This is a genomic window from Pseudomonas sp. NPDC047961 (assembly GCF_050272435.1).
Taxonomy (GTDB): domain Bacteria; phylum Pseudomonadota; class Gammaproteobacteria; order Pseudomonadales; family Pseudomonadaceae; genus Stutzerimonas.
Genome location: NZ_JBNNMD010000002.1, coordinates 521,125 through 544,833 on the forward strand (window position 1 = coordinate 521,125; position 23,709 = coordinate 544,833).

At 61.2% G+C, this 23,709-nt stretch carries 20 protein-coding genes; 10 read left to right on the top strand and 10 right to left on the bottom strand.

Going from position 1 to position 23,709, the window contains the following annotated elements; translation table 11 throughout:
- Positions 1-10: 10 nt before the first annotated feature.
- The 7 genes from ACQKIK_RS08675 to ACQKIK_RS08705 all read right to left on the bottom strand — a co-directional run bounded on the left by ACQKIK_RS08675 (position 11) and on the right by ACQKIK_RS08705 (position 7,944).
- Complete coding sequence (locus tag ACQKIK_RS08675) at positions 11-1,207, bottom strand: hybrid sensor histidine kinase/response regulator (protein ID WP_499135618.1); 1,197 nt, start codon at positions 1,205-1,207, stop codon at positions 11-13.
- Between the two features lie 3 nt (positions 1,208-1,210).
- A complete protein-coding gene (locus ACQKIK_RS08680; protein ID WP_159966956.1) occupies positions 1,211-1,810 on the bottom strand; it encodes a chemotaxis protein CheB in 600 nt (199 codons plus the stop codon).
- Positions 1,807-2,625 carry a CheR family methyltransferase gene (locus ACQKIK_RS08685; RefSeq protein WP_148925402.1) on the bottom strand — a complete coding sequence of 273 codons (819 nt, stop codon included), beginning with the start codon at positions 2,623-2,625 and terminating at the stop codon, positions 1,807-1,809. Before ACQKIK_RS08685 ends, ACQKIK_RS08680 begins: the two co-directional genes overlap by 4 nt.
- Position 2,626: 1 nt before the next feature.
- Positions 2,627-6,130 carry a response regulator gene (locus tag ACQKIK_RS08690; protein WP_499135619.1) on the bottom strand — a complete coding sequence of 1,168 codons (3,504 nt, stop codon included), beginning with the start codon at positions 6,128-6,130 and terminating at the stop codon, positions 2,627-2,629.
- 216 nt (positions 6,131-6,346) lie between these two features.
- Positions 6,347-6,505 carry a YqaE/Pmp3 family membrane protein gene (locus ACQKIK_RS08695; protein ID WP_045423855.1) on the bottom strand — a complete coding sequence of 53 codons (159 nt, stop codon included), beginning with the start codon at positions 6,503-6,505 and terminating at the stop codon, positions 6,347-6,349.
- A 390-nt stretch (positions 6,506-6,895) separates the two neighbouring features.
- Positions 6,896-7,111: a hypothetical protein gene (locus ACQKIK_RS08700; RefSeq protein WP_463307880.1), complete on the bottom strand. Its 216-nt coding sequence runs from the start codon at positions 7,109-7,111 to the stop codon at positions 6,896-6,898.
- Complete coding sequence (locus tag ACQKIK_RS08705) at positions 7,111-7,944, bottom strand: MBL fold metallo-hydrolase (RefSeq protein WP_499135620.1); 834 nt, start codon at positions 7,942-7,944, stop codon at positions 7,111-7,113. Before ACQKIK_RS08705 ends, ACQKIK_RS08700 begins: the two co-directional genes overlap by 1 nt.
- Before the next feature lie 239 nt (positions 7,945-8,183).
- On the opposite strand from ACQKIK_RS08705, the gene ACQKIK_RS08710 reads away from it, so the two are divergent.
- From ACQKIK_RS08710 to ACQKIK_RS08720, 3 genes are read left to right on the top strand one after another with little or no spacing between them, the layout of a single operon-like run.
- Positions 8,184-9,548 carry an NfeD family protein gene (locus ACQKIK_RS08710; RefSeq protein ID WP_499135622.1) on the top strand — a complete coding sequence of 455 codons (1,365 nt, stop codon included), beginning with the start codon at positions 8,184-8,186 and terminating at the stop codon, positions 9,546-9,548.
- A 3-nt stretch (positions 9,549-9,551) separates the two neighbouring features.
- Positions 9,552-10,313, top strand: a complete 762-nt coding sequence (locus tag ACQKIK_RS08715) for a slipin family protein (protein ID WP_046161671.1) — start codon at positions 9,552-9,554, stop codon at positions 10,311-10,313.
- Between the two features lie 9 nt (positions 10,314-10,322).
- Positions 10,323-10,823: an LEA/WHy family protein gene (locus tag ACQKIK_RS08720; RefSeq protein ID WP_499135624.1), complete on the top strand. Its 501-nt coding sequence runs from the start codon at positions 10,323-10,325 to the stop codon at positions 10,821-10,823.
- Between the two features lie 184 nt (positions 10,824-11,007).
- Here the strand turns inward: ACQKIK_RS08720 and treF are convergent, their stop codons facing one another.
- Together treF and ACQKIK_RS08730 are read right to left on the bottom strand one after the other, a co-directional pair.
- Positions 11,008-12,606 carry an alpha,alpha-trehalase TreF gene (treF, locus tag ACQKIK_RS08725; RefSeq protein WP_499135895.1) on the bottom strand — a complete coding sequence of 533 codons (1,599 nt, stop codon included), beginning with the start codon at positions 12,604-12,606 and terminating at the stop codon, positions 11,008-11,010.
- On the bottom strand, positions 12,603-13,370 hold the full coding sequence (locus tag ACQKIK_RS08730; protein ID WP_499135625.1) for an SDR family oxidoreductase: 768 nt from the start codon (positions 13,368-13,370) through the stop codon (positions 12,603-12,605). Before ACQKIK_RS08730 ends, treF begins: the two co-directional genes overlap by 4 nt.
- 198 nt (positions 13,371-13,568) lie before the next feature.
- Here ACQKIK_RS08730 and rarD point away from each other — a divergent pair, with 198 nt between their 5' ends.
- On the top strand, positions 13,569-14,462 hold the full coding sequence (gene rarD, locus ACQKIK_RS08735; protein WP_045423842.1) for an EamA family transporter RarD: 894 nt from the start codon (positions 13,569-13,571) through the stop codon (positions 14,460-14,462).
- 7 nt (positions 14,463-14,469) lie between these two features.
- Here rarD and ACQKIK_RS08740 read toward each other — a convergent pair whose 3' ends face one another.
- A complete protein-coding gene (locus tag ACQKIK_RS08740) occupies positions 14,470-14,988 on the bottom strand; it encodes a glycine cleavage system transcriptional repressor (RefSeq protein WP_499135626.1) in 519 nt (172 codons plus the stop codon).
- A gap of 293 nt (positions 14,989-15,281) precedes the next feature.
- Here ACQKIK_RS08740 and ACQKIK_RS08745 point away from each other — a divergent pair, with 293 nt between their 5' ends.
- The 6 genes from ACQKIK_RS08745 (at position 15,282) to ACQKIK_RS08770 (ending at position 23,701) form a co-directional block, all read left to right on the top strand.
- The gene (locus ACQKIK_RS08745) at positions 15,282-17,462 is read left to right on the top strand and encodes a malate synthase G (protein WP_499135627.1); all 2,181 of its coding nucleotides are present in this window, start codon (positions 15,282-15,284) and stop codon (positions 17,460-17,462) included.
- Between the two features lie 200 nt (positions 17,463-17,662).
- The gene (locus tag ACQKIK_RS08750; protein ID WP_499135629.1) at positions 17,663-19,285 is read left to right on the top strand and encodes a methyl-accepting chemotaxis protein; all 1,623 of its coding nucleotides are present in this window, start codon (positions 17,663-17,665) and stop codon (positions 19,283-19,285) included.
- Positions 19,286-19,306: 21 nt separating this feature from the next.
- Positions 19,307-20,467 carry a hypothetical protein gene (locus ACQKIK_RS08755; RefSeq protein ID WP_499135630.1) on the top strand — a complete coding sequence of 387 codons (1,161 nt, stop codon included), beginning with the start codon at positions 19,307-19,309 and terminating at the stop codon, positions 20,465-20,467.
- Between the two features lie 11 nt (positions 20,468-20,478).
- Positions 20,479-20,883 (top strand): type 2 periplasmic-binding domain-containing protein, encoded by a 405-nt coding sequence (locus tag ACQKIK_RS08760; protein WP_127840303.1) that lies wholly within the window; start codon positions 20,479-20,481, stop codon positions 20,881-20,883.
- A gap of 182 nt (positions 20,884-21,065) precedes the next feature.
- Positions 21,066-23,000, top strand: a complete 1,935-nt coding sequence (locus tag ACQKIK_RS08765; protein ID WP_499135631.1) for a putative nucleotidyltransferase substrate binding domain-containing protein — start codon at positions 21,066-21,068, stop codon at positions 22,998-23,000.
- Entirely contained in the window at positions 22,997-23,701 is a 705-nt protein-coding gene (locus tag ACQKIK_RS08770) for a 3'-5' exonuclease (RefSeq protein WP_045423828.1), read from the top strand. The genes ACQKIK_RS08765 and ACQKIK_RS08770 overlap by 4 nt, the downstream gene beginning before the upstream one ends.
- Positions 23,702-23,709: the final 8 nt, after the last annotated feature.

The window sequence follows — 23,709 nt, forward strand, 5'->3', positions numbered from 1 at the left end:
CCCATGCGCCTCAGGCGTTGGCATTCAATGGCAGCAGAACCCTGAACAACGCACCCTTGCCCTCTTCGCTCTCGACTTGAATCTGGCCTTTGTGCGCTTTGACGATCTGTTCTGCGATGAACAACCCAAGACCGAGGCCAGCACTGCATTCGCTGCCTTCGGCGCGCTCGAACTGGCAGAAGATTCGCTCCAGGCTCTTCGGGCTGATACCGATACCCTGGTCGCGCACTTCGATACAGGCACCAGACTCGCTCGCGCCGACACTCACCTGAACCGGATTACCCGCACCGTAACGCATGGCATTGGTGAGCAAATTGGCCAGCACCTGCTCGATACGAAACTCGTCCCAGCAACCGATGATCGGTTCGGGGCGCTGGAACAGCAGTGAGCAGCCGCTCACTTCCATTTGCGGGGCGAAATTTTCCACCACGCTGGCTACGAGCTTTCCCAAATCCACCTGCGTCGGCCGAATCGACAGCTTGCCGGTGCGGATACGCGACACATCGAGCATGTCGTCGATCAGGCGGATCAGGCTCTGAACCTGGCGCTCATCCTTGTCGACCATCTGCCGCAGCTTGTCCTCGCTGAACACCGCGACGCTCTCGCGACCGAGCTGTAACTTACGCAGCTGCACTTCCAGAATGAGCGTATTGAGCGGCGTCTTCAGCTCATGGGAGACGATCGACATGAAGTCGTCGCGCATGCGCACCGCATTCTCCAGTTCGGCCTTGGTGCTGCGCAGCTCGTCGAGCAGCACTTCCTGTTCGCGGCGGCTGCGCTCCAGCTCTTCAAGCTGACGCGCCAGGCGCTTGCGGTTGCGATAAAGGTCGACGAACACGCTGACTTTGCTGCGCACCGCATGGGTGTCCAGCGGTTTCTGCATGAAGTCGACGGCACCGCTTTCGTAGCCCTTGAACGCATAGTCAAGCTCGCGCCCAGCGGCGCTGACAAAGACGATGGGGATCTGCTTGGTGCGCTCGGTACCGCGCATCAGCTCGGCCAGCTGGAAACCATCCATACCGGGCATCTGGACATCGAGAATGGCCAGTGCGAACTCGTGGCGGAGCAGCAGTTCAAGCGCCTGTTCTGCCGACTCGGCCTGATGCACCCGGATGCCCGGGCCCTGTAGCAGGGCCTCCAGCGCCAGCAGATTTTCCGGCAAATCATCGACGATCAGCAGGTTCGCTTCATCGGTTTGGTTGGGCATCAGTCACTCCAGATCACGCAACAATCGATGAATATCGCGTAAAGGCAAAATGTAATCCGGCGCGAAGCGCTGGAGTGCAGCAAGTGGCATCGTCGGCACCTCGGCTTCGCCGGGCTCCTGAACGATTGTGAGGCCGCCGGCCTGCTTGATCGCCTCAAGCCCGGCGGCGCCGTCCTCGTTGGCACCGGTCAGGAGGATGCCGGCGACGCGGTCGCCCCAGACATCTGCCGCAGACTCGAAGAGCACGTCGATCGAAGGTCTTGAAAAATGCATCGCCTCATCCTGGCTGAGCGACAGCGTCATGTCCGCCTCGACCAGCAGGTGATAGCCCGGCGCTGCGAAGTAGAGCGTGCCGCCGTGCACCGGCTCCTTGTCGCGCGCTTCCTTCACGGCCAGATCGGTCTTGCGCTGGAAGATCTCCACCAGCTGGGTCGGCCCTTTCGGGGGCACATGCTGAACCATCAGCAGCGGCAAGCGAAACGTACGCGGCAACCCCGACACCAGCGCACTGAGCGCGGACAACCCGCCAGCCGACGCGCCGATCACCACGGCATCCACAGGCCGGGCGGGCAGCTTGGTTGAGGTTTCGGCAGGCGCTTTCATAGCTTGCGGAAAATCCTTTCCTGCTTGTTGAAGGCTTCGAACCGCCCGGCATAGCCGGAAAACTCGAGGGTTTCCTTGCTACCGAGGCCGAGGAAGCCCCGGTGGCAGAGCGAATCGAGAAACAGGCCAAAGGCCCGATCTTGCAGCGGCTTGTTGAAATAGATCAGCACGTTGCGGCAGGAAATCAACTGCGTTTCGGCAAATACGCTGTCGGTCGCCAAGCTGTGATCGGCGAACGTTACGTTCTCTTTCAAGGACTTATCCATGATTGCCGAGTCGTAGGCGGCCGTATAGTAATCGCTCAAGCTGTGCTTGCCACCGGCACATTGGTAGTTGTCGGTGTACTGGCGCATGTTATCGATGTTGAAAATGCCCTGACGCGCACGCTCCAGCGACCTTGGGTTGATGTCGGTCGCGTACAGGATTGTGCGTTCGAGCAGCCCTTCTTCCTTGAGCAGGATCGCCATCGAGTAGACCTCTTCGCCCGTACTGCAACCGGCAATCCAGATCTTCAGTGACGGGTAAGTGCGCAATACCGGGATCACCTGCTCACGCAGCGCCAGGTAGTAGCTGGGGTCACGGAACATCTCGCTCACTGGGATGGTGAGGAACTGCAGCAGCTCCATGAACGCCTGCGAGTCGTAGAGAATCCGGCGCTGCAGCTCCGAAATGCTCTCGCAACGCATCTGCTTCAGCGCCAGCAGCACGCGGCGTTTGAGCGAAGCACTGGAATAGTCGCGGAAATCGTAGCTGTAGCGCAGGTAGATCGCTTCGATCAGCAGCTTCAGCTCGATGGCCTGGTTGCGGTCCGGCATGTCAGAGCAGCTCCACCTTTGGCAGCCAGACGCGGATCAGCGAGAACAGACGGTCCAGGTCGATGGGCTTGGCCAGGTAATCGTTGGCGCCCGACCGCAAACAGCGATCCTGATCATCCTTCATCGCCTTTGCAGTCACCGCAATGATTGGAAGCTTGGCGAAGCGTGGGTCCTTGCGGATCTCCTGCATGGCGGTGAAGCCATCCATCTCCGGCATCATGATGTCCATCAGCACCAAATCGATATCGCCAACGTTCTGCAACTGGGCAATGGCCTCATGGCCGTTGCGCGCGATCTCGATCAGCGCGCCTTTCTGCTCCAAGGCGCTGGTCAGGGCGAAGACATTACGCACGTCGTCGTCGACCACCAGAATCTTGCGGCCCTCGAAGGCCTTTTCCCGGCTGCGTACGCTTTTCAGCATCTTCTGGCGCTCCGGCGGCATGTCCGACTCCACCTTGTGCAGGAACAGCGTGACCTCATCGAGCAATCGCTCCGGCGAACGCGCGCCCTTGATGATGATCGAGCGCGAGTATTTCATCAGCGCGGCCTCTTCATCACGAGTGAGGTTACGTCCGGTATAGACGATCACCGGCGGGAACGAGCAGATGTCTTCGCGCGCCATGCGTTCGAGCAGTTCATGGCCATCCATATCCGGCAGTTTGAGGTCGATGATCATGCAGTCGAAGACCGTGGTACGCAGCAGCTCGAGGGCTTGCTGACCAAACTCCACCGCGGTGATCTCGATATCGGTGTCCTCGATCAACCGCGAGACGCTTTCGCGCTGACGGGCGTCGTCTTCGACCAGCAGGATACGTTTGACCTTTTGCGCCAACTTCTCCTCGAAGCGGCCGAACACGGCCTTGAGGTCTTCGCGGGTAGTCGGTTTGGTCGCGTAGCCGATGGCGCCCATCTGCATCGCGGCTTCCTTACGATCCTCCACCGACACGATGTGCACCGGGATGTGCCGGGTGATGGGATTTTCCTTGAGCCGCTCAAGCACGGTCAGCCCAGAATGGTCTGGCAAGCGCATGTCCAGCAGGATCGCATCGGGTCGGTATTGCACCGCGGTGTCGAAGCCGTGGTCGGCGTTCTGCGCGATCAGACAGCTGTATTTCAGTTCGTGGGCCAGGTCGCGAAGAATGCCGGCAAACTGCGGCTCGTCCTCGATTACCAGCACCGAACGCTCGAACGGGAAGCGCTCGCGATCGTCCGTCAGGGACGCCACGCCTTGGGCTTGCTCCAGCACCGGTCGCGGCGTTGCAGCAATAGGCGTCGTCACGGGTGCAAGCGCTGCCTGGATATTGATCGGCGCAGGTAAAGGCTCGTGCTCCTGCTCGGCCACCGGGGCGCTGTAGTTCTCCGGAACGATCAATGTGAACACACTGCCGGCACCCGGTTCGCTACTGACTTCAATGGTGCCGCCGAGCAACTGGGCCAGCTCACGGGAGATGGACAAGCCCAGCCCGGTGCCGCCATAACGCCGGTTGGTGGTGCCATCGGCCTGACGGAAGGCCTCGAAGATGACTTCCTGCTGGTCGGCGGGGATACCGATTCCGGAATCACGCACGGCAAAGGCTATCTGTTGGTCGTCACGGCGCGTCACCCGAAGTTCTACCGAGCCCTTCTCGGTGAACTTGAAGGCATTGGACAAAAGATTCTTGAGAATCTGCTCCAGCCGCTGGCGGTCGGTATAGAGGCTCGGCGGCAAGTCCTCGGCCAGCTCGACATTGAACTGCAGCGACTTTTCCAGCGCCTGGGCGAGAAACAGGCTCTTCAGGCCATCGACCAGTCGCGTGAGGATCAACAGCTCGGGATGGACATCCAGCTTGCCAGCTTCGACCTTCGAGATATCCAGAATGTCGTTGATCAGATTGAGCAGGTCATTGCCCGCCGAATAGATCGAGCGCGCGAACTGCACCTGGTCTTCCTGCAGATTGCCGTGCGGATTGTCGGCCAGCAATTTAGACAAAATCAGCGAGCTGTTCAGCGGCGTGCGCAGCTCGTGGGACATGTTGGCGAGGAATTCCGATTTGTAACGACTGGCGCGCTGCAACTCATCGGCGCGCTCTTCGAGCATCAACTGCACCTCATGCAGGCGATGGTTCTTCAGGTCCATTTCATCGCGCTGCTGCGCCAGCGCCTGGGTCTGTTCGGCGAGCTGCTCGTTGGTCTGCTCCAGCTCGGCCTGCTGCTCTTCCATGTGCGCCTGCGACTCGCGCAAGGCGTTGGATTGCTCCTCGAGCTCTTCGTTGGCCGCGCGCAGCTCTTCTTGCTGGACCTGCAACTCCTCGTTGAGCTGCTGGGTTTCAGCAAGCATGCGCTGCAGCCGCTGGCGATAGCGCGCGGCCTCGATGGCTGAGCCGATATTTTCGCTGACTCGCCGCAGCAACTCATTGTCCTCGTCACGCAGGGGTCGCAAGAAGCCGACTTCCAGCACGGCGTTGAGCATGCCGCTGTCTTCCACAGGGAAGATCAGTACGGACGAGGCGGCGGCGCTGCCCAGCGCCGAACTCACGTTCAGATAACCCTGCGGCACATTGTCGAGCTGCATTACGTGACGTTCCAACGCCACCTGGCCCACCAATCCTTCGCCCAGTTCAAGATTGCGGCCGGCATGCAACCGCTCCCGATCCCAGCCGAATTCCGCGACCCGCTGCAGCTTGCCTTCCTGAGTGACATACAGTGCTCCGACCGCAACGCCGAGGTAGCGCGCCAGGAAACCAAGCACGTTCTGGCCCAGCGTCGGCAAGGCCTGCTCGCCGATCATCGACTCGCTGAGCTGGGTCTGACCGTTTCGATACCAGGCCTGCTTTTCCAGTGCGGCGGCATGCGCCTGTTGCTGTTGGAGCGACTCCGAATAGCTGTCCGACAAACTGATCAGGTCGCGCCGCCCGAAATAGACCAGCAGGCCGCTGAAAATCAGACTGAACAGCAGAAACCCGCCGATCAACGCGGTGGTGATCGTTTCAGACGTATCGGTACGTTCGGATCGGATTTGTCGTTCGTAGGCAATGAACTCGTTGAGCAGCCGACGCTGTTCTTCCTTCAGCTTCAACCCTTCCTGACTGCGCACATACTCAACAACGGATTCGTTCCGAGCCCTGCGGGCGATCGCCTCCTCGGAAAACGCGATCCATTGCTCATGCAGCCGACCAAGGCGCTCGACACGATTCAGCTGTACCGGATCATCGGCGGCGTAATCGGCAATCAGGTCGAACTGGCTTTCGAATACGGGCAGTTCGTTTCGGTAGGGCTCGAGAAAAGCATCGTCCCCGGCAATCAGATAGCCTCGCATCGAGGCTTCCAGGTCACCCATCACTTTCAGCATGTCGTGAGCGTAAGCAACGCCCACCACGGAGCGCTCGACCCAGTGACTGACGTTGAGCAGGAAGTAAACGATGGCGCTGAAGAAAAACGCGCTGAGGAAACCGAAACCGAGGGGCACCGCCACGTTGCGGTTGAGGATTCGCTTGAAGTGATTCTGATCGATGAAAGAGTCGCCCATCTGGTTCCTTCCTGGGTACTGTGCGAGCAACAGTGACCCACGGCCACGCGGGCGGCTGCGTCGCCACCAGCGAACGCCTCCGATCCCGACAAGTTCTTGGTGATTCGCGCGAGATGCCACAACGCGCGCAGTCGACCGCGGACTGTACACCGCCTCGCTTGCAAGCACAAAAAAGCCCGGCCGAATGGCCGGGCCCTGTTGCTCGCTGATCAACCCTCAGCGACGGGCGATAATCCAGACTGCGTGAATGATGCCGGGGATGTAGCCCAACAGCGTCAGCAGAATATTCAGCCAGAATGCGCCACCCAGGCCAACTTGCAGGAACACCCCTAGCGGCGGCAGCAATATAGCGATGATGATGCGAATCAGGTCCATTGTGGTTCCCCCTCAGTCTGGTTTTGCCAATTGGCTTACTGTGAATCGACCGAATCGCCGGAGAGGGGTTCCTTTCCGGCGGGAATCAGGGGGCTGGCAGGGCCACACGACCCAGGAGTTCGATGGAACAACCACAACCGAGACGGCAGTGATTTCAAGCATCCGGTAGCGACCGTTTGAGTCGCCAGGGGCACCCAACGGGGTGCACGAGAGAGAGAACGCGGCTGGCCGTGGAATTGGGTCAGCTGAATGCGCAGATGCCGCCTGCCTTGTGAGCCGCGCGCAACGCCAAGCAGTATCGCTTCAGCCAGCGGACTATCGCAGATCGATCAGGCCCGTCGCCATACGCGAAAGGTCGAACATGACAACCGGATTCCCGCGCTAGTACCGCTACCGGTGCCTTGGCGGCTCGGGCCTGTTGCGCTTGCGCCGGATGTTGATCCACGACAGCACGGCCAGCGCCAGCATCAGCCCGGTCATGTTGAAGTTGCCGATCACTGCGTAGCCCAACGCCGCCAACGAACAGGCTACGAAACCGACCCACCTCACGTAGCCCATCATGGTGCGCACCGCGCCGCCGACGCGATCATCCTCTGGCGGCCCCATCAAACCGACCTCGCCCGCATGCGTTCAAGCTCCTTGGCATCATGGCTGCAGAACAGCGTCACCTCGTCCTTGTGCTCCAGCGACAGGGTCCAGAGCCGATGCTGGTTTGCCAGGCGCGCCGTGCGATCGGTCTCCATCATGCGCTGATAAAAGCGCAGCCCCGGTGTGCAGTGACGTTCGGTCTGGCCGACTTCATCGCGGTAGAAATAGGCGTCACCGGCGTGCAACAGCCAACCGTGGCCGGTATCCAACGCGACACCAGCGTGGCCATGGGTGTGCCCGGTGAGCGGGATCAGCAGGATCTCCGGCGGAAGGCCACGTAGTTCCCGTACCGCCTGAAAACCGAACCAGGTGTCCCCGCCCGGCTCGTAGAACTGCCAGTGGCGCACCTCATCCCATTGCTGGTGGCGATAGCGGCGGTGGCCGAGGAAGCTGTGAGTCGAGCGCGCCGCGTCCATCTCGCGCTGAAGCACATGCACCTGCGCATTGGGAAAGTCCGCGAGCCCACCAGCATGGTCGAAATCCAGATGCGTGAGCACGATGTGCTGCACGTCATCTGCGCTGAAACCCAACTGCCGAACCTGCTCCAGCGCCGTGAAGCGACGCTCGAACTTGATGTTGTTGAAGGCAATGAAGAACGTACTGAGTCGCTTGCGTGGCTCCAGCACATCGCAGCTGCCAAAGCCGGTATCGACCAGCACCAGCCCATGCCCATCGGTCTCGATCAACAGACAGTGGCACACCAGGCTGGCGGTCAGCCCGCTGCTGAAGCCGTCGAACAGTTTGCCGCCGACCGGGCACATACAGCCGCAATTGAGATGATGAACGCGCATGGAAATCTCCTCAGGAGCGGAGCATCACGCAACGGAACGCTGCGCCATCGAGCCCCTTTGTTCAGCCTCGTATAGGTTGTGAGGCTCGCCTACCGCGCAGAGTTCATGTGCCGGCGCCATTGACCGATGACCTGAGGCAAGGCCCAGCACAATGGAGAGGAACTGCGGCCGGTTGGACTATCCTCCGAGGACTGCCTCAAGCAACCACCGGCTTGCCGTCGACCTGGGAGTCACAGCTGATGCATCGTCGCTTCACTCATCGATTCGCCTGGCTGCTTGGCGTGCTGCTGGCCTTCGCCAGTGCTGCACATGCGTCCGACCCGGTCATGGTGCTGCGAGTAGACGGGATTATCGGCCCGGCCAGCGCCGACTACGTCATCCGCGGCATTCAAAAGGCGCAGGAGGCTGATGCGCAGCTGCTGGTGCTGGAACTGGACACCCCCGGCGGGCTGGATAGCTCGATGCGCGCCATGATCAAGAAGATCCTCGCCAGCCCGGTGCCTATAGCCACCTATGTCACGCCTAGCGGCTCTCGGGCGGCCAGCGCCGGAACCTACCTGCTCTACGCCAGCCACATCGCCGCCATGACCCCCGGCACCAACCTGGGCGCCGCGACTCCGGTGCAGATCGGAGGCGGTGGGGGCCCACCGGCGCCTTCTCCGGATGCCGAGAAGGGGAAAGAAAACAGCGGCGACGCCATGAGCCGCAAACAGGTCAACGACGCAGCAGCGTACATTCGTGGTCTGGCGCAACTGCGCGAGCGCAATGCCGAATGGGCCGAGCGGGCGGTGCGAGAGGCCGTCAGCCTCTCGGCAGCCGAGGCGCTGGAGCAGAACGTGGTCGACTACCTGGCCAGCGATCTCGATGACCTGCTGACCCAGCTGAATGGCAAGACGGTCGAGACCCGCGCAGGCACGCGCACGCTGCAGACTGCCGACGCCGCGCTCGAGCGCCATGACCCGGACTGGCGGGTGCGCCTGCTGGCCGTGATCACCAACCCCAGCGTGGCGCTGATCCTGATGATGATCGGCATCTATGGACTGGTCTTCGAATTTTCCAACCCGGGCACCGGTGGTGGCGGCGTTATCGGCGGGATCTGCCTGCTGCTGGCGATGTTTTCGCTGCAGATGCTGCCGGTCAACTATGCGGGCGTCGCACTGATCCTGCTGGGCCTAGCGTTCATGGTCGCCGAGGCCTTCGTTCCCAGCTTCGGCGTGCTCGGCCTCGGCGGCGTGGCCGCATTCGTCACGGGTGCGGTGATTCTGATCGACACCGAAGTGCCGGGCTTCGGCATTCCGCTGGCGCTGATCGGCACGCTTGCTGTCATCAGCGCGTTGCTGGTCTTTGGCATCGTCAGCATGGCGCTGAAAGCCCGGCGGCGCCCGATAGTCAGCGGCGATGCCGAACTGATCGGCACACTGACCCAGATTACCGGCATCAAGCCAGATGAGCCGGGCACCGGTTGGGTGCAGCTACACGGTGAACACTGGCAGGTGCACGGGACCGGGCCACTGCAGGTGGGCCAGCAGGTCCGCGTGGTAGCACGGCATGGCTTGCAACTGGATGTGACTGCGGCCGACAGGCCGTCAACCGAGAAGAGGTGAAGCATGGGTCTTGAAATGAGCTTTATCGTCGTCGCGGTGCTGGTGATTGCACTGCTGGCATCGACGTTCCGCATCTTGCGCGAATACGAGCGCGGCGTGGTGTTTCAGCTGGGCCGCTTCTGGAAGGTCAAGGGGCCTGGGCTGATCCTGATCATTCCCGGCATCCAGCAGATGGTCCGGGTCGACCTGCGCACCTTGGTCCTGGACGTTCCGACCCAGGACGTAATCTCGCGCGACAACGTCTCGGTGAAGGTCAATGCGGTGGTCTACTACCGCGTACTGGACGCTGAAAAGGCGATCATTCAGGTCGAAGACTACCACTCGGCCACCAGCCAGCTGGCGCAGACGACGCTGCGTGCGGTGCTCGGCAAGCACGATCTGGACGACATGCTGGCCGAACGCGAGCAGCTCAATAACGACATTCAGCAAGTGCTCGACGCGCAGACCGACGCCTGGGGCATCAAGGTCGCCAATGTCGAAATCAAGCATGTGGACCTCGACGAATCGATGATCCGCGCCATCGCCCGGCAGGCCGAGGCGGAACGCGAGCGTCGCGCCAAGGTCATTCATGCAGAAGGCGAGCTGCAGGCCTCGGAAAAACTCATGCAGGCCGCTGAAATGCTCGGGCGCCAACCCGGTGCCATGCAACTGCGCTACATGCAGACGCTGAGCAACATCGCTGGCGACAAGAATTCGACCATCGTCTTCCCGCTGCCTATGGAGCTGCTCCAAGGCCTGGGCAACCTCACCAAGAAAAATGAGTAGAGACCTTATATGCCCCTGCGCTCAGCCGTACCCGTTGTTCGCCTGCTGTCGGTCTGCCTGCTGGCACTGACGCTCACTGCCTGCGCGGCTTTCTTCGACCACGACCCGCTCAACGTACAGGTGGCCGGCATCCAACCGCTGCCCGGGGAAGGGCTGGAGCTGCGCATGGCGGTGAAACTGCGGGTGCAGAATCCCAACGACCGCCCGCTGGACTACGACGGCGTAGCGCTGGAGCTGGAAATCAACGGACGCAACCTGGCCAGCGGCGTCAGCGACGCAAGCGGCACCATCCCACGCTTCGGCGAAACCGTATTGAGCGTGCCGATGACCATCTCGGCATTCTCTGCCGCGCGGCAAGCGCTGGGCCTGGCTGAGCATATCGGCATGGATGAAGTGCCCTATGTGCTGCGAGGCAAGCTGGCGGGCGGCAGGACGTTCGGCACGCAGCGGTTCGTGGAGAAAGGCACGCTTGATCTGAACGGCGCGATGCCTAGCCCGTATCGGCGGTAGATCTCTAGGGTTCGCAGCCGGCAAACGCGCTCTGGCAAGCGGGTAACTTAGCTGCCGGCATCTCCCAACGCTTTGCGAGCAAGCTCGCTCCTACAAAAGGCATCCTGTCTCGTTGAGTAGGAACGCTGGCTCGCAAATGGCAGAGCTGCCGACCCGCTACAGTCTCGGCAGCTGTCCGCCCTGCTCACTCCACCCGGCAGCGGCCGGCTCGGCAACGGTGAGCTTCATGAGACGGGTCGGCCTGCATCAGCTTGCGAGTCACGCCATTGGTCCAGCCGAAGCCGTCCTGCAACGGGTATTCACCACCGCCGGCGTGCTCGGTGCAGGGCCGCAGCACATACTTCTCCACCAGCTTGCTCTCGCTTTCAAACAGCAGCGAGACGATCTTCAGCCAGCGCTCTTCGATCTGCAGTGCCAGTGCATCGTGACCATAGTGTTGCAGCCCACGGATGCCCATCCATTGCAGCGGCGCCCAGCCGTTCGGGCGGTCCCACTGCTCACCACTGCCGCCGACCTCGGTGGTGGACAGTCCGCCGGGGGCGAGCAGCCGTTCGCGAACCACTTCAGCCACCCGCGCCGCCTGCTCGGCACTGGCAAGCTTGACGAACAGCGGCGTCAGGGTGGCAGCGGTAAGGTTGTCCCTAGGTTTTGCGAGGCACCAGTCGTAGTCGAAATAGGCGCCGTGCTGCTCGCTCCACAAGTAATGATCGATCGCAGCCAGACGCTTTTCGGCACGCAGACGGAACGCCTCGGCACAGTCATGTTGGCCCTTAGCGCGGCTGAGACGGGCGATCTGTCGCTCAAGGTTGTAGAGAAAGCTGTTCAGGTCCACCGGAATGATCTGCGTGGTGCGAATGCTCGAGAGCCGCTGAGGATCGCCCAGCCAGCGCGAACTGAAATCCCAGCCGGACTCTGCACCGGCTCGCAGGTCGCGATAGACCTCATGCGCGGGCCGGCTGGATGAACGCGCCGTTTCGACGTCTTCGAGATAGGACTCCTCGCGCGGCGTGTCCCGTTCATCCCAATAGCGATTGAGTACGCTGCCATCGGCCAGACAAACGCAGCGACGATGGGATTCTCCGGGACGCAACTGATCGTCCCCATCGGTCCAGAACGCGTGCTCCTTGCGCAACTGCGGGAGGTAATCGTTGGCGCGATGCACGCCGGACTCCTCGAACAGGTCGGTCATCAACGCGAAAACCGGCGGCTGCGAGCGGCTCAGGTAATACGAGCGGTTGCCATTGGGCACATGGCCGTAGGTATCGATCAGGTAGGCGAAATTGTCCGCCATTGATCGCAGCAGCTCGCAATGCCCACTCTCATCCAGGCCGAGCATGGTGAAGTAGGAATCCCAGTAATACAGCTCGGTAAAACGACCGCCCGGCACCACGTAGTCGTGGGGCAGCGGCAGCAGCGAGGAGAATTCCGGGTGCTGGCGCGGGTGGCGGGTCAGCACTGGCCAGAGCCGGTCGATGTGCTCAGCCAGGGTATCGTCGGGGTTGGCGACGAACTCGGTTGGCTGTCGCTGGTAGACCTCGAAGTGCTCCAGCACAAATCCACGTAGATCGAAGCCGGGCTGGCTATTCTGCGCCCGATAAGCTTCGAGAATGCGCTCCGGATGCTGTCGCGGGGCGCAGTCGACAAAGGTCTTGCTGTCAGCAAACACCCGCTGCATCTGCACCGCCACGAACAGTTCCTGGTAACGGTCCGCGGGGGTCAGGGTATCGGCGGCCGAAACCGCACGAGTGTCGTAATCGAAGTCGCTCGAAGGGATATCGGTCATTGCTCGCTGTAATTCCATAGCAGTCCACCATCTATCACCAGTGTAGTGCCGGTGACGTAGTCGGCGTCGTTCGAGGCGAGAAAGGCCACTGCACCCGCCACATCGTGCGGCTGCCCCAAACGCTTGGCCGGGATGTTCTCAAGCAGCCCGGCGAGTTTTTCCGGTTCGTTCATCAGCGTCTGATTGATTGGCGTCTCGATCGCGCCGGGCGCGACGTTGTTGACCGTGATCCCCAGCGGTGCCAGTTCGATCGCCAGGTTACGCGTCAGCATTTTCAGACCGCCCTTGCTGGAGCAGTAGGCACTGAAATTGGGAAATGGCAGCTCCTCGTGAACTGAGCTGTTGTTGATGATCCGCCCGCCTCGCCCGGTGTCGCGCAGGTGCCGGGCAAACGCCTGGGACAGGAAAAATGGGCCGCGCAGATTGACGTTCAGCACCTGGTTGTAGTCCGCCTCGCTCACATCGAGAAAGGCGTCGTGTTTCTGCACCCCGGCGTTATTGACCAGAATGTCCAGGCGGCCCATCTGCTCGACGGCCTGCTCAACCAGCCGATAGCAATTGGCAGGTTCTGCAACATCCGCGGCGATAAAGCAGACCCGATGCCCTTGGGCCCGCACCTGCTCGAGTGTTTCGCGCGCCTGGTCGTCATCATGTCGCCCATTGATAACCAAATCGGCGCCTTCCTTCGCCAGGCGTATGGCTATGCCGCGGCCGATGCCCTGGGTGCTGCCGGTAACCAGGGCGACCTTGTTCTGCAGTTTCATCGAACACCTCGTGTGGCTGTCGAGTCGCAGCGGCGACCCCAAGTCGTCCACTTTGAGACGGGTTGCAGGCGGGCGCGTTCAACCTCGGGTGTTTGCGAATGCTTCCAGAAGGCGCCCGGGGCGGTCTGCGCAGCAGACAAATGCCTGCATCAGGGCGCAAAATGGCCGGCTCTCCGCCGCCCCGCTTTCAGGACAGCCATGGCCACCGCCGATCTGCGCAAGGGTTACCTACTGGGTCTGATGACCTTTTCCATCTGGGGCCTGTTCCCGCTCTACTTCAAGTCCATCGAGCAGTACGCGGCGCTGGAAATCGTTACTCAAAGGGCCATCTGGTCGGCGCTGTTCGGCACGCTGGTGCTGAGCCTCTGGCGCCACGCAGGTTGGTGGCAGGAGTTGCTTGCCCATCCGCGGCGGATCGGTGTGCTGATGATTTCCAGCGTGCTGATCGCCAGTAACTGGCTGATCTACGTCTGGGCGGTGAACCACGATCACATGCTCGAGGCGAGCCTGGGCTACTACATCAATCCGCTGGTCAATGTGCTGCTGGGGCTTATCGTGTTGCGCGAGCGCCTGCGCCCGCTGCAATGGCTGGCCGTGGCGATGGCGGCTGTCGGCGTGCTGCTGCAGCTGATCACCCTCGGCGACTTTCCCTGGGTGTCGATCGCGCTGGCGCTGAGCTTTGGCAGCTATGGCCTGTTGCGCAAGCAGGCGCCGGTCGCCGCCCTGCCGGGCTTGGTGGTGGAAACCTGGCTGCTGTTGCCAATCGCGCTGGGTTGGTTGTTTTTCTTCGGCACTGGCCCAAGCACTGAATGGTCGTTCTGGACCGAGCCGCAGGCGCTGTGGCTGGTAGCTGCCGGGCCGGTCACGCTGCTGCCGCTGCTGTGCTTCAACGCAGCGGCCAGGCATCTGCCCTACTCGACCCTGGGCTTCCTGCAGTACATCACGCCCACGTTGCTGCTGCTGCTCGCGGTATGGGTGTTCGACGAGCCCTTCCCGGCCGATCGCCAGCTGGCCTTTGTCTGCATATGGGCGGGACTCGCCGTGTACAGCTACGACGCCTGGCGCGTGATGCGTAAAGGTGCCATGCGCTAACGGCAAGTCAATCGGCAGGCTGCAGTTTCAACTCCACCATCAGGTCGTCGGCCAGCATTTCCAAGTGTTCCTGCAGCTCGTCCAAGGACAGTTCACTCGGCACGGCCAACCGCGCATCAGCCCGGAACAGCAACTCGTTGGTCATCGGCGCGGGCAGAACGTCGGTGTCCAGGCTTTCCAGATTGACGCCGTGACGGGCAAGCAACTGGGTGATATCACGGACGATGCCCGCGCGGTCGTTGCCCACCAGCTGCAGCTGAATCATCTGCCAGTGCCGTTCAGGCTCCGCGCCGCTTTGGGCAACGAGCACCCGGATACCCTGTTGCTCAAGCTGCTGCAGGGCTTCCCTGAGATCGGCGTGGGCCTGAGCCGGCACCGCGACCCGCAGAATTCCGGCGAACTGGCCCGCCATACGCGACATGCGGCTCTCCAGCCAGTTGCCCCCATGGTCGGCGATGCACTTGGCCAGGCATTCGACCAGCCCCGGCTGGTCCTCGGCAATCACGGTAAGAACGAGATGATCCATCTGTGGCTCCTTTAATAGAGAACTACGGCAAGCGGCGTTGGCCGTACGACTGCTGAGAGTAATGGACCGCTCCCGTGGCGTGCGACTCCATAGGTATAGAACAAACGTCGCCAACGCCGTATTTAAGAGGCCGGTACGCAGAGTGCCGACTGCCGGATGAGCGATATTCAGGGCCTTGAGCTTGCGCCGTGTGGCGGACTGATTTTCCGAACGGCTTCATGTAGTATCCGTCGACCCGGACTACAAGAAGAAACTGTCCGACGGATTTGAAGAAGAACCAAGTGAGGCGAGTAATGACTGAGCGCGTTCAAGTCGGTGGCCTGCAGGTCGCCAAAGTCCTGTACGACTTCGTGAACAACGAAGCGATTCCTGGTACCGGCGTTGATGCCGATGCCTTCTGGGCCGGCGCTTCCAGCGTCATCCATGACCTGGCGCCAAAGAATCGCGCGCTGCTGGCCAAGCGTGACGACCTGCAAGCCCAGATCGACGCCTGGCACCAGGCGCGTGCCGGTCAGGCCCACGATGCCGCGGCCTACAAATCCTTTCTGCAGGAAATCGGCTACCTGCTGCCGGAAGCCGAAGACTTCCAGGCCACTACCCAGAACGTTGACGAAGAAATCGCCAGCATGGCCGGCCCGCAGCTGGTGGTGCCGATCATGAATGCGCGCTTCGCCCTCAACGCCGCCAATGCGCGCTGGGGCTCGCTGTATGACGCGCTCTACGGCACCGATGTGATCTCCGAAGAAGATGGCGCCAGCAAAGGCCCCGGCTACAACGAAGTTCGCGGCAACAAGGTCATCGCCTATGCCCGCGCCTTCCTCGACGAAGCCGCTCCGTTGGTAACTGGCTCGCATGCCGACTCCACTGGCTACCGCATCGATGCTGGCAAACTGGTCGTCTCGTTGAAGGATGGCAGCACCACCGCCCTGCAGAACCCAGCGCAACTGCGCGGCTTCCAGGGCGACGCCAACGCACCGATCGCCGTGCTGCTCAAGCACAACGGCATCCACTTCGAAATCCAGATCGACCCGTCCAGCCCCATCGGCCAGACCGATGCAGCCGGCGTGAAGGACGTTCTGATGGAATCGGCACTGACGACCATCATGGACTGCGAAGACTCGATTGCTGCGGTCGATGCCGATGACAAGACCATCGTCTACCGCAACTGGCTCGGCCTGATGAAGGGCGATCTGGCCGAGGAACTGGACAAGGGCGGCAAGCGCATCACCCGCGCCATGAACCCGGACCGCGTCTACACCCAGGCCGACGGCAACGGTGAGCTGACCCTGCATGGCCGCTCGCTGCTGTTCATCCGCAACGTAGGTCACCTGATGACCAACGATGCCATCCTCGACAAGGACGGCAACGAAGTCCCCGAAGGCATCATGGACGGTCTGTTCACCAGCCTGGCCGCGATCCACAACCTCAAGGGCAACACCAGCCGCAAGAACACCCGCACCGGCTCGATGTACATCGTCAAGCCGAAGATGCACGGCCCGGAAGAAGTGGCCTTCGCCACCGAACTGTTCGGCCGCGTCGAGGACGTCCTCGGTCTGCCGCGCAACACCTTGAAGGTCGGCATCATGGACGAGGAGCGTCGCACCACGATCAACCTCAAGGCCTGCATCAAGGAGGCGCGTGAGCGTGTGGTGTTCATCAACACCGGCTTCCTCGACCGCACCGGCGACGAGATACACACCTCCATGGAAGCCGGCCCGGTAGTACGCAAGGCTGCCATGAAGTCCGAGAAGTGGATCAGCGCCTACGAGAACAACAACGTCGACGTGGGCCTGGCCTGCGGCCTGCAGGGCAAGGCGCAGATCGGAAAGGGCATGTGGGCCATGCCTGACCTGATGGCCGCGATGCTCGAGCAGAAGATCGGTCATCCCATGGCCGGCGCTAACACCGCCTGGGTTCCGTCGCCGACCGCTGCCACCCTTCATGCCATGCACTACCACAAGGTCGACGTGCAGGCGCGTCAGGTCGAGCTGGCCAAGCGCGAGAAGGCTTCCATCGACGACATCCTCACCATCCCGCTGGCGCAAGACACCAACTGGAGCGAGGAAGAGAAGCGCAACGAGCTGGACAACAACTCGCAGGGCATCCTCGGCTACATGGTTCGCTGGGTCGAACAGGGCGTCGGCTGCTCCAAGGTGCCGGACATCAACGACATCGCGCTGATGGAAGACCGCGCCACCCTGCGTATTTCCAGCCAGCACGTGGCCAACTGGATGCGCCACGGCGTGGTGACCAAGGATCAGGTGGTCGAAAGCCTCAAGCGCATGGCGCCGGTAGTCGACCGCCAGAACCAGGGCGACCCGCTGTACCGCCCAATGGCGCCGGACTTCGACAACAGCGTGGCCTTCAAAGCCGCCCTGGAGCTGGTCCTTGAAGGCACCAAGCAGCCGAACGGCTACACCGAGCCGGTGCTGCATCGCCGCCGCCGCGAGTTCAAGGCCAAGAACGGCCTGTAACCCGCACTGCTGCTGAGACTGAACCGCCCCACGGGGCGGTTTTTTTATGCCTTGTTTCAGCTGAGCGGCGCTCAAGTTATGCCTGCGACATCCGATAACGTGACTCGAACACCAATTCTAGTCACAATATTTCAGATAGATGGCACTCCGCTACTAGTCGCCTTCTCGTAGTATCCGCCACCCCGCCGTGGAGTCGTTGCATGTTCAAAAATTTCTCGCTAACCGCGAAGCTGTCGCTGGTTCCTGCCGTCGCCCTGCTCGGGCTGATCCTTTATGTCGGCTATACCTCGCTGCAGCTTTCTGCGACGGATTCACGCCTGGTCAGCATCGAAACTCAGAGCTATCCCACACTGGAAAAAACCGACGCGGTGATCTTCCAGTTTTCCCGTATACCCGGCCTGCTAAACAATGGCGTGGCAGCGGGCGAGCCGGGCATTCTCGACGAAGCACGCCAAGTACTCAGCGAAATCGATGCGCAGCAACAGGCGCTCGTTACGCTCCTGAACGCTCAACCGCAACGGCTACAGGCGCTCAACGAGTGGCGCAATGCAGTCAAGACTTACGCCGACAATGCGCTCGATGCTTCAGCGAAGCTGATCGATGGCAGTGCGTCGTTCGATGATCTGCGACCGAGTCTGGACCGTATGGCCAGCGATCTCGCTCAGGCTCAGAAACTCGCATCTGACTTCCGCACCGGTGCCTATCAGGATTTCCAGCAAACCCTGGCCGAAACCCGTGAAGCCAACGAAGCCACCACACGCCTGGGCATCATCCTCAGCGTAGTGCTGATCGTGGTGGTCAGTCTCGGCGCCTGGCTGGTGATACGCAGCGTGATGGCCAACGTGCGCGGCGTGATTGCCTCGCTGCAATCCATTGCACGCGGCGATGGCGACCTGACGCAACGCGTGAACGTCGAATCGAACGACGAAATCGGCGCCATGATCGAGCTGTTCAATGGCTTTCTCGACAAGCTGCAGCGCACGATTCGCCAGATCATCGAGGCGGCCAGCCCGCTCGGCCAGGTATCGAAAGAACTCTACAACCTGACCCAGGGCTCGGAAGAAAACGCCAAATCGCAGCAGCACCACACCGACTCCATCACCCGCGACATCCTCACCATGACCGGCAGCATTCAGGAGGTCGCGCAGCGTTCGCAGCAGGCTTCCAATGAAGCCAACTCCGCCGCGCGCCAGGCCGCCACTGCACGTGAGCATGTCGGCAGCCTGTCCACCGGCATCAGCGACCTGGGTGACAGCGTGATGGGCGCGGTCAAGGCCATGGAACAGCTCGAGGAAGAAACCCAGGAAGTCGGCTCCGTACTCACGGTGATCCGCAGCATCGCCGAACAGACCAACCTGCTCGCGCTGAACGCCGCCATCGAAGCCGCCCGCGCAGGTGAACAGGGTCGCGGCTTCGCCGTGGTGGCTGACGAGGTGCGTAACCTGGCGCAGAAAACCGCCGCTTCGACAGCAGAGATTCAGCAGATCATCCAGCGTCTGCAAAGCAGCGCCAACACGGTGCTCAACGTGATGAACAGCAATGGCGAGAAATCACGCGCCAGCATCGAGCGCTCGGTGGAAGCGACCCAACTGCTCGAGACCATCGCCCGCACCGTCAACCAGATCGACGAACTCAACGCCGGGATCGCCCAGTTCACTCAAGAGCAGATCGGCCTGTCGAGTTCCATCCAACAAGAAACCCAAGTGTTGCAGCAGGACGCAAAAGCAACCGCAAACGGCGCCGAAGCCACCGCCCGACTGGGCGAGCAACTGGTCAGCACGGGCGATCACCTGCGTGCGGCCACGGCCCAATTCCGCGTTTAAATTGATTTTAGGAGCACCCTGATGACCGCAGTACGTGTTATCGGCCTGGCAGCCGTCTGCCTGGCGACCACTCAAGCCTTCGCCCTCGAGCAAGGCGAGCACCGCTTCAATGGTTTCGGCACCGTCGGTATCACCCATCTGGGTGGTGAAGACGATGGCCGCAGCTATGGTGTGCAAGGCCAAACCAACGACTCCTGGCGCGGCGACCAACTGTCCAAGTTCGGCGCCCAGCTGAGCTACGGCATCACCGACACCGTCGGCGTGACCGTTCAGGCCACTGCCAAGGCACAGCAGGATGAGTGGAAAGCCAACCTGGAGTGGGCCTACCTCTCGTGGCAGACCACCGATCAACTGATGCTCCGCGCCGGCCGCCTGCGCAGCCCGGTCTACATGTATTCCGAAAGCCTCGACGTCGGCTACAGCTACCCTTGGCTGCGCCTGCCTGACGAGGTGTACAGCCAGGTCCAGGTGACCAATTACGAAGGCGTCGATGCGGTCTATACCGTACCGCTGTCCTACGGCTCGGTGACCATCCAGGTCGCGGGTGGTCAGGCCAAGAATCGTGACTACTACGCCTATGACGAGCAGTTCGATATTGACTACGGCAACCTGTTCGGCGCCAGCGTCAGCCTGGCCACCAATGATTTCGGTACGCTGCGCGTCGGCTATGTCGAAGCGGATATCAAGACGGATATCAACGGCACGGTCACTGTGGCGCCGGGCGTCAGGGCTCCACTGAGCCTGCTCGCTCTGGACAAGGAAAAAGGTAAGTTCACCTCGATCGGCTACCAGTACGACAACGGCGTCTGGGTCAGCAGCAACGAATGGACCTCACGCATGATCGAGAACGACAACATGGAGTCGATTGATTCCTTCTACTTGATGGGTGGCCGTCGCTTCGGTGATTTCCTGCCGCACGTGACTTATGCACAGCTGGACGACAACGGTGGTCGTCAGTCCTCCTGGACGCTGGGGCTGAACTACCAGGCCGCCCCGACCGTCGTGGTCAAGGGGGAGTACAAGCGCGTGGACACCAAAAATGGTTATGACGGTGTGTTCACCCGCAACGCCCAGGAAGTCTTCAACAACGCAGTGTATGACCTCAGCGCTGGCACCCGTGGCGCCCCCGCCCGCAACTACGACGGCGACATCGTTTCCGTCGGCGTCGATTTCGTATTCTGAGGAGCGTCTAGATGAAAACATCCCTTCGCATTCTCGGCAGCGCAGCCCTGCTCGGCATGGTTTCCATGGCTCAAGCTGAAGTCGCGGTCATCGTTAATCCCGGTGCTTCCAAGGCGCCGTCGCAGTCCGACGTAGCCAACATCTTCCTGGGCAAGGACAAGTCCATGAAAGGCGTCGACCAAGCCGGCTGGACTCCCGCCAAAGAGGCTTTCTATTCAGGCGTCACCAACAAGAACGAGTCGCAGCTCAAGTCGTACTGGTCCGGGCTGATCTTCACCGGCAAGGGCCAGCCATTGCCAAGCGTCGCCGACGACGCAGCGATGGTTGCCAAGGTTGCGGCTGAAGCCGACGCCATCGGCTATGTCGACAGCGCTGCGGTCAACGATTCGGTCAAGGTGCTGTTCACCCTGCCGTAATCGAACGCGCCACCAGAACCGCCCTACGGGGCGGTTTTTTTATGCGCGCAAAATCCTGCTACAACCCTGCCCGCTCAGCTGACCCGTGTCAGCCCGATACAGTCTGCCGGCGACTAGACTTACGTCCAATGTGCCCCACCGGACCCACAGCCCACCATTGGGCGCAAAAATGGAACCGAACCATGAGCAAAGCCGATGCTTTCGCCGAGGCAGGCAAAACCGCCGTACTGCAGAATATCCACGGAACCATGGAGTTTCTGCGCAAGTACCCGCCGTTCAATCAGATGGAACCAGGCCATCTGGCTTATCTGGTTGAGAACTGCCAGCTGCGCTTTTACAGCGAAGGCGATTGCATCATTTCGCCTGATGACGGCGTCGTCGAGCACTTCTACATCATCAAGCAGGGCCGGGTTCATGGTCAGCGCCCACACACCAGCAAGCGCGGCACCGACACCACCTTCGAGGTGATCGTCGGCGAATGCTTTCCGATGGCCGCCTTGATGGGCGAGCGTGCCACCCGCACCGGGCACTTCGCCGCTGAAGACACCTTCTGTTTTCTGCTAAACAAGCCCGCCTTCGTCAAGCTGGTCTCCAAATCTGCGGCATTTCGTGACTTCGCCATGCGCGGCGTCAGCAGCCTGCTCGACTTGGTCAATCAGCAGGCGCAGATGCGCGCGGTGGAGAGCCTGGGCGAGCAATACTCGCTGGAGACGCGCATCGGCGAGCTCGCTTTGCACCATCCGGTCTCTTGCCTGCCATCAATGCCACTGGCCGATGCGGTGGCCTTGATGCACGAAAACAACACTGGCAGCGTGGTGATTACCGACCTCGAATTTCACCCGCGAGGCATTTTCACCTTGCGCGATCTGCGCCGCGTGATCGGCACCGGCACGACCGACCTGTCCGCCCCGATTGCCGAATTCATGACGCAGGATCCATTCCATCTCCCGCCGGATGCAACAGCCTTCGATGCCGCCATCGCCATGACCGAGCGTCACATCGCTCACGTCTGCGTTGTCGATAAAGGCCTGCTGAGCGGGGTGATTTCCGAGCGCGATCTGTTCTCGCTGCAGCGCGTCGACCTGGTTCATCTGGCGCAGGCGATTTCGCACGCCGACAGCGTTGAGACGCTGGTGATCATCCGCAGCCGGATCTTGCAGCTGGTCGACAATATGCTGGCGCACGGCGCCTCCTCTACGCAGATCACGCACATCATCACGCTGCTCAACGACCATACGGTTTGCCGCGTGATCGAACTGGCCATCGAATTGCTCGGCGACCCCGGCATCCCTTTCACCTGGCTGTGCTTCGGCAGTGAAGGGCGCCGCGAGCAGACCCTGCATACCGATCAGGACAACGGCATGCTCTTCGAAGCCGCTGACGCAGCCGAAGCCGCCTCTATCCGGGGCCGCCTGCTGCCGCTTGCAGAGCGCATCAACCACGATCTGGACACCTGTGGCTTCACCCTGTGCAAGGGCAACATCATGGCCAGCAACCCGCAGCTGTGCCTTTCACGACTCGAATGGCAGCGGCGCTTCAGCGGCTTCATTCGGGAATCGACACCGGAAAATCTGCTCAGCAGCACCATTTATTTCGACCTGCGCGCGATCTGGGGTCCCAGCGAGGGGTGCGAGCAGCTGCGCAGCAACATGCTTGAGGAGGTCGGCGACAGTCGGTTGTTCCAGCGCATGATGGCGGAAAACGCGCTACGTCATCGCCCGCCCGTAGGACGTTTTCGCGATTTCGTGGTGACCCGTAAAGGCGACGGCAAAGCGACCCTGGATCTTAAAGTGCAGGGCCTGACACCCTTCGTAGACGGGGCGCGGCTGCTGGCGCTGGGCCACGGCATCACAGCGTGCAATACGTTGGATCGATTGCGCCAACTGGTCGAAAAAGATGTCATCGACGGAAAGGATGGTGCTGCCTATGAAGAGGCCTACCATTTCATCCAGCAGACCCGCATGCAGCAGCACCAGCAGCAGGCACGCGACGGAAGGCCTTACTCGAACCGGCTCGACCCGGACACCCTCAATCACCTGGATCGGCGTATCCTGCGCGAATCCTTTCGCCAAGCCCAGCGCCTACAGAGCAGTCTGGCGGTCCGCTACCAGTTATGAATATGCCCTGGTTCAAACGTCGCGGCCCTATCCTCGAACTCGAACAACTGCAACGGCGTGATCAGCTTGTGCCGCCTGCCGCGCTGGACCTTTGCCCGCTCGACGTGCAGCGTATGGTGGTGCTTGATCTTGAAACCAGCGGTCTCGACATGCGCCGCGATATCGTCCTTTCCATTGGTGCGGTGGTTATCGAGCGAGGCGGCATCCAACTGGGGGACCAGTACGAGTCGACGCTGTTGCGCCGGGCGCAAAAGGTCAGCGAAAGCGTGCTGATCCACGGGATTGCGCCAAGCGAACTCGAAGCGGGCGAAGACCCGGCCGAAGCGCTTCTGGATTTGATGGAGTTCATTGGCGACAGCCCGATTCTGGCATTCCACGCCGGTTTCGATCAGCGCATGCTCACCCGCGCGTTAAAACAGACGCTAGGCTACAAGCTGCGCCATCCATTCATCGACATTGCCGAAGTTGCACCCATGCTTTGCCCCGACAACCGACCCAGACAAAACGGTCTGGATGACTGGTGTAGCCATTTCGGACTTCAAGTTCTGCAACGCCATCACGCCAGCGCAGATGCACTGGCCACTGCCGAGCTGGCGTTGATCCTGTTCAGCAAGGCGCGTCGACAGGGCGTGGACAGCCTTGAGGCGATGAGCCAACGATTGGCCAACTGGCGCAAACGGCAGCAGGCTCAGTTCATGTAATAGGGCTT

Bases quoted from the DNA above. Each gene is read 5' to 3' on its own strand.
- ACQKIK_RS08710 (WP_499135622.1), top strand. From the start codon at position 8,184: ATGCATCGTCGCTTCACTCATCGATTCGCCTGGCTGCTTGGCGTGCTG.
- ACQKIK_RS08685 (WP_148925402.1), bottom strand. From the start codon at position 2,625: ATGCCGGACCGCAACCAGGCCATCGAGCTGAAGCTGCTGATCGAAGCG.
- ACQKIK_RS08730 (WP_499135625.1), bottom strand. From the start codon at position 13,370: ATGAAACTGCAGAACAAGGTCGCCCTGGTTACCGGCAGCACCCAGGGC.
- ACQKIK_RS08675 (WP_499135618.1), bottom strand. From the start codon at position 1,207: ATGCCCAACCAAACCGATGAAGCGAACCTGCTGATCGTCGATGATTTG.
- ACQKIK_RS08740 (WP_499135626.1), bottom strand. From the start codon at position 14,988: ATGGATCATCTCGTTCTTACCGTGATTGCCGAGGACCAGCCGGGGCTG.
- ACQKIK_RS08755 (WP_499135630.1), top strand. From the start codon at position 19,307: ATGACCGCAGTACGTGTTATCGGCCTGGCAGCCGTCTGCCTGGCGACC.
- rarD (WP_045423842.1), top strand. From the start codon at position 13,569: ATGGCCACCGCCGATCTGCGCAAGGGTTACCTACTGGGTCTGATGACC.
- ACQKIK_RS08750 (WP_499135629.1), top strand. From the start codon at position 17,663: ATGTTCAAAAATTTCTCGCTAACCGCGAAGCTGTCGCTGGTTCCTGCC.
- ACQKIK_RS08770 (WP_045423828.1), top strand. From the start codon at position 22,997: ATGAATATGCCCTGGTTCAAACGTCGCGGCCCTATCCTCGAACTCGAA.
- ACQKIK_RS08680 (WP_159966956.1), bottom strand. From the start codon at position 1,810: ATGAAAGCGCCTGCCGAAACCTCAACCAAGCTGCCCGCCCGGCCTGTG.
- ACQKIK_RS08690 (WP_499135619.1), bottom strand. From the start codon at position 6,130: ATGGGCGACTCTTTCATCGATCAGAATCACTTCAAGCGAATCCTCAAC.
- ACQKIK_RS08765 (WP_499135631.1), top strand. From the start codon at position 21,066: ATGAGCAAAGCCGATGCTTTCGCCGAGGCAGGCAAAACCGCCGTACTG.
- ACQKIK_RS08760 (WP_127840303.1), top strand. From the start codon at position 20,479: ATGAAAACATCCCTTCGCATTCTCGGCAGCGCAGCCCTGCTCGGCATG.
- ACQKIK_RS08700 (WP_463307880.1), bottom strand. From the start codon at position 7,111: ATGGGGCCGCCAGAGGATGATCGCGTCGGCGGCGCGGTGCGCACCATG.
- treF (WP_499135895.1), bottom strand. From the start codon at position 12,606: ATGACCGATATCCCTTCGAGCGACTTCGATTACGACACTCGTGCGGTT.
- ACQKIK_RS08695 (WP_045423855.1), bottom strand. From the start codon at position 6,505: ATGGACCTGATTCGCATCATCATCGCTATATTGCTGCCGCCGCTAGGG.
- ACQKIK_RS08720 (WP_499135624.1), top strand. From the start codon at position 10,323: ATGCCCCTGCGCTCAGCCGTACCCGTTGTTCGCCTGCTGTCGGTCTGC.
- ACQKIK_RS08715 (WP_046161671.1), top strand. From the start codon at position 9,552: ATGGGTCTTGAAATGAGCTTTATCGTCGTCGCGGTGCTGGTGATTGCA.
- ACQKIK_RS08705 (WP_499135620.1), bottom strand. From the start codon at position 7,944: ATGCGCGTTCATCATCTCAATTGCGGCTGTATGTGCCCGGTCGGCGGC.
- ACQKIK_RS08745 (WP_499135627.1), top strand. From the start codon at position 15,282: ATGACTGAGCGCGTTCAAGTCGGTGGCCTGCAGGTCGCCAAAGTCCTG.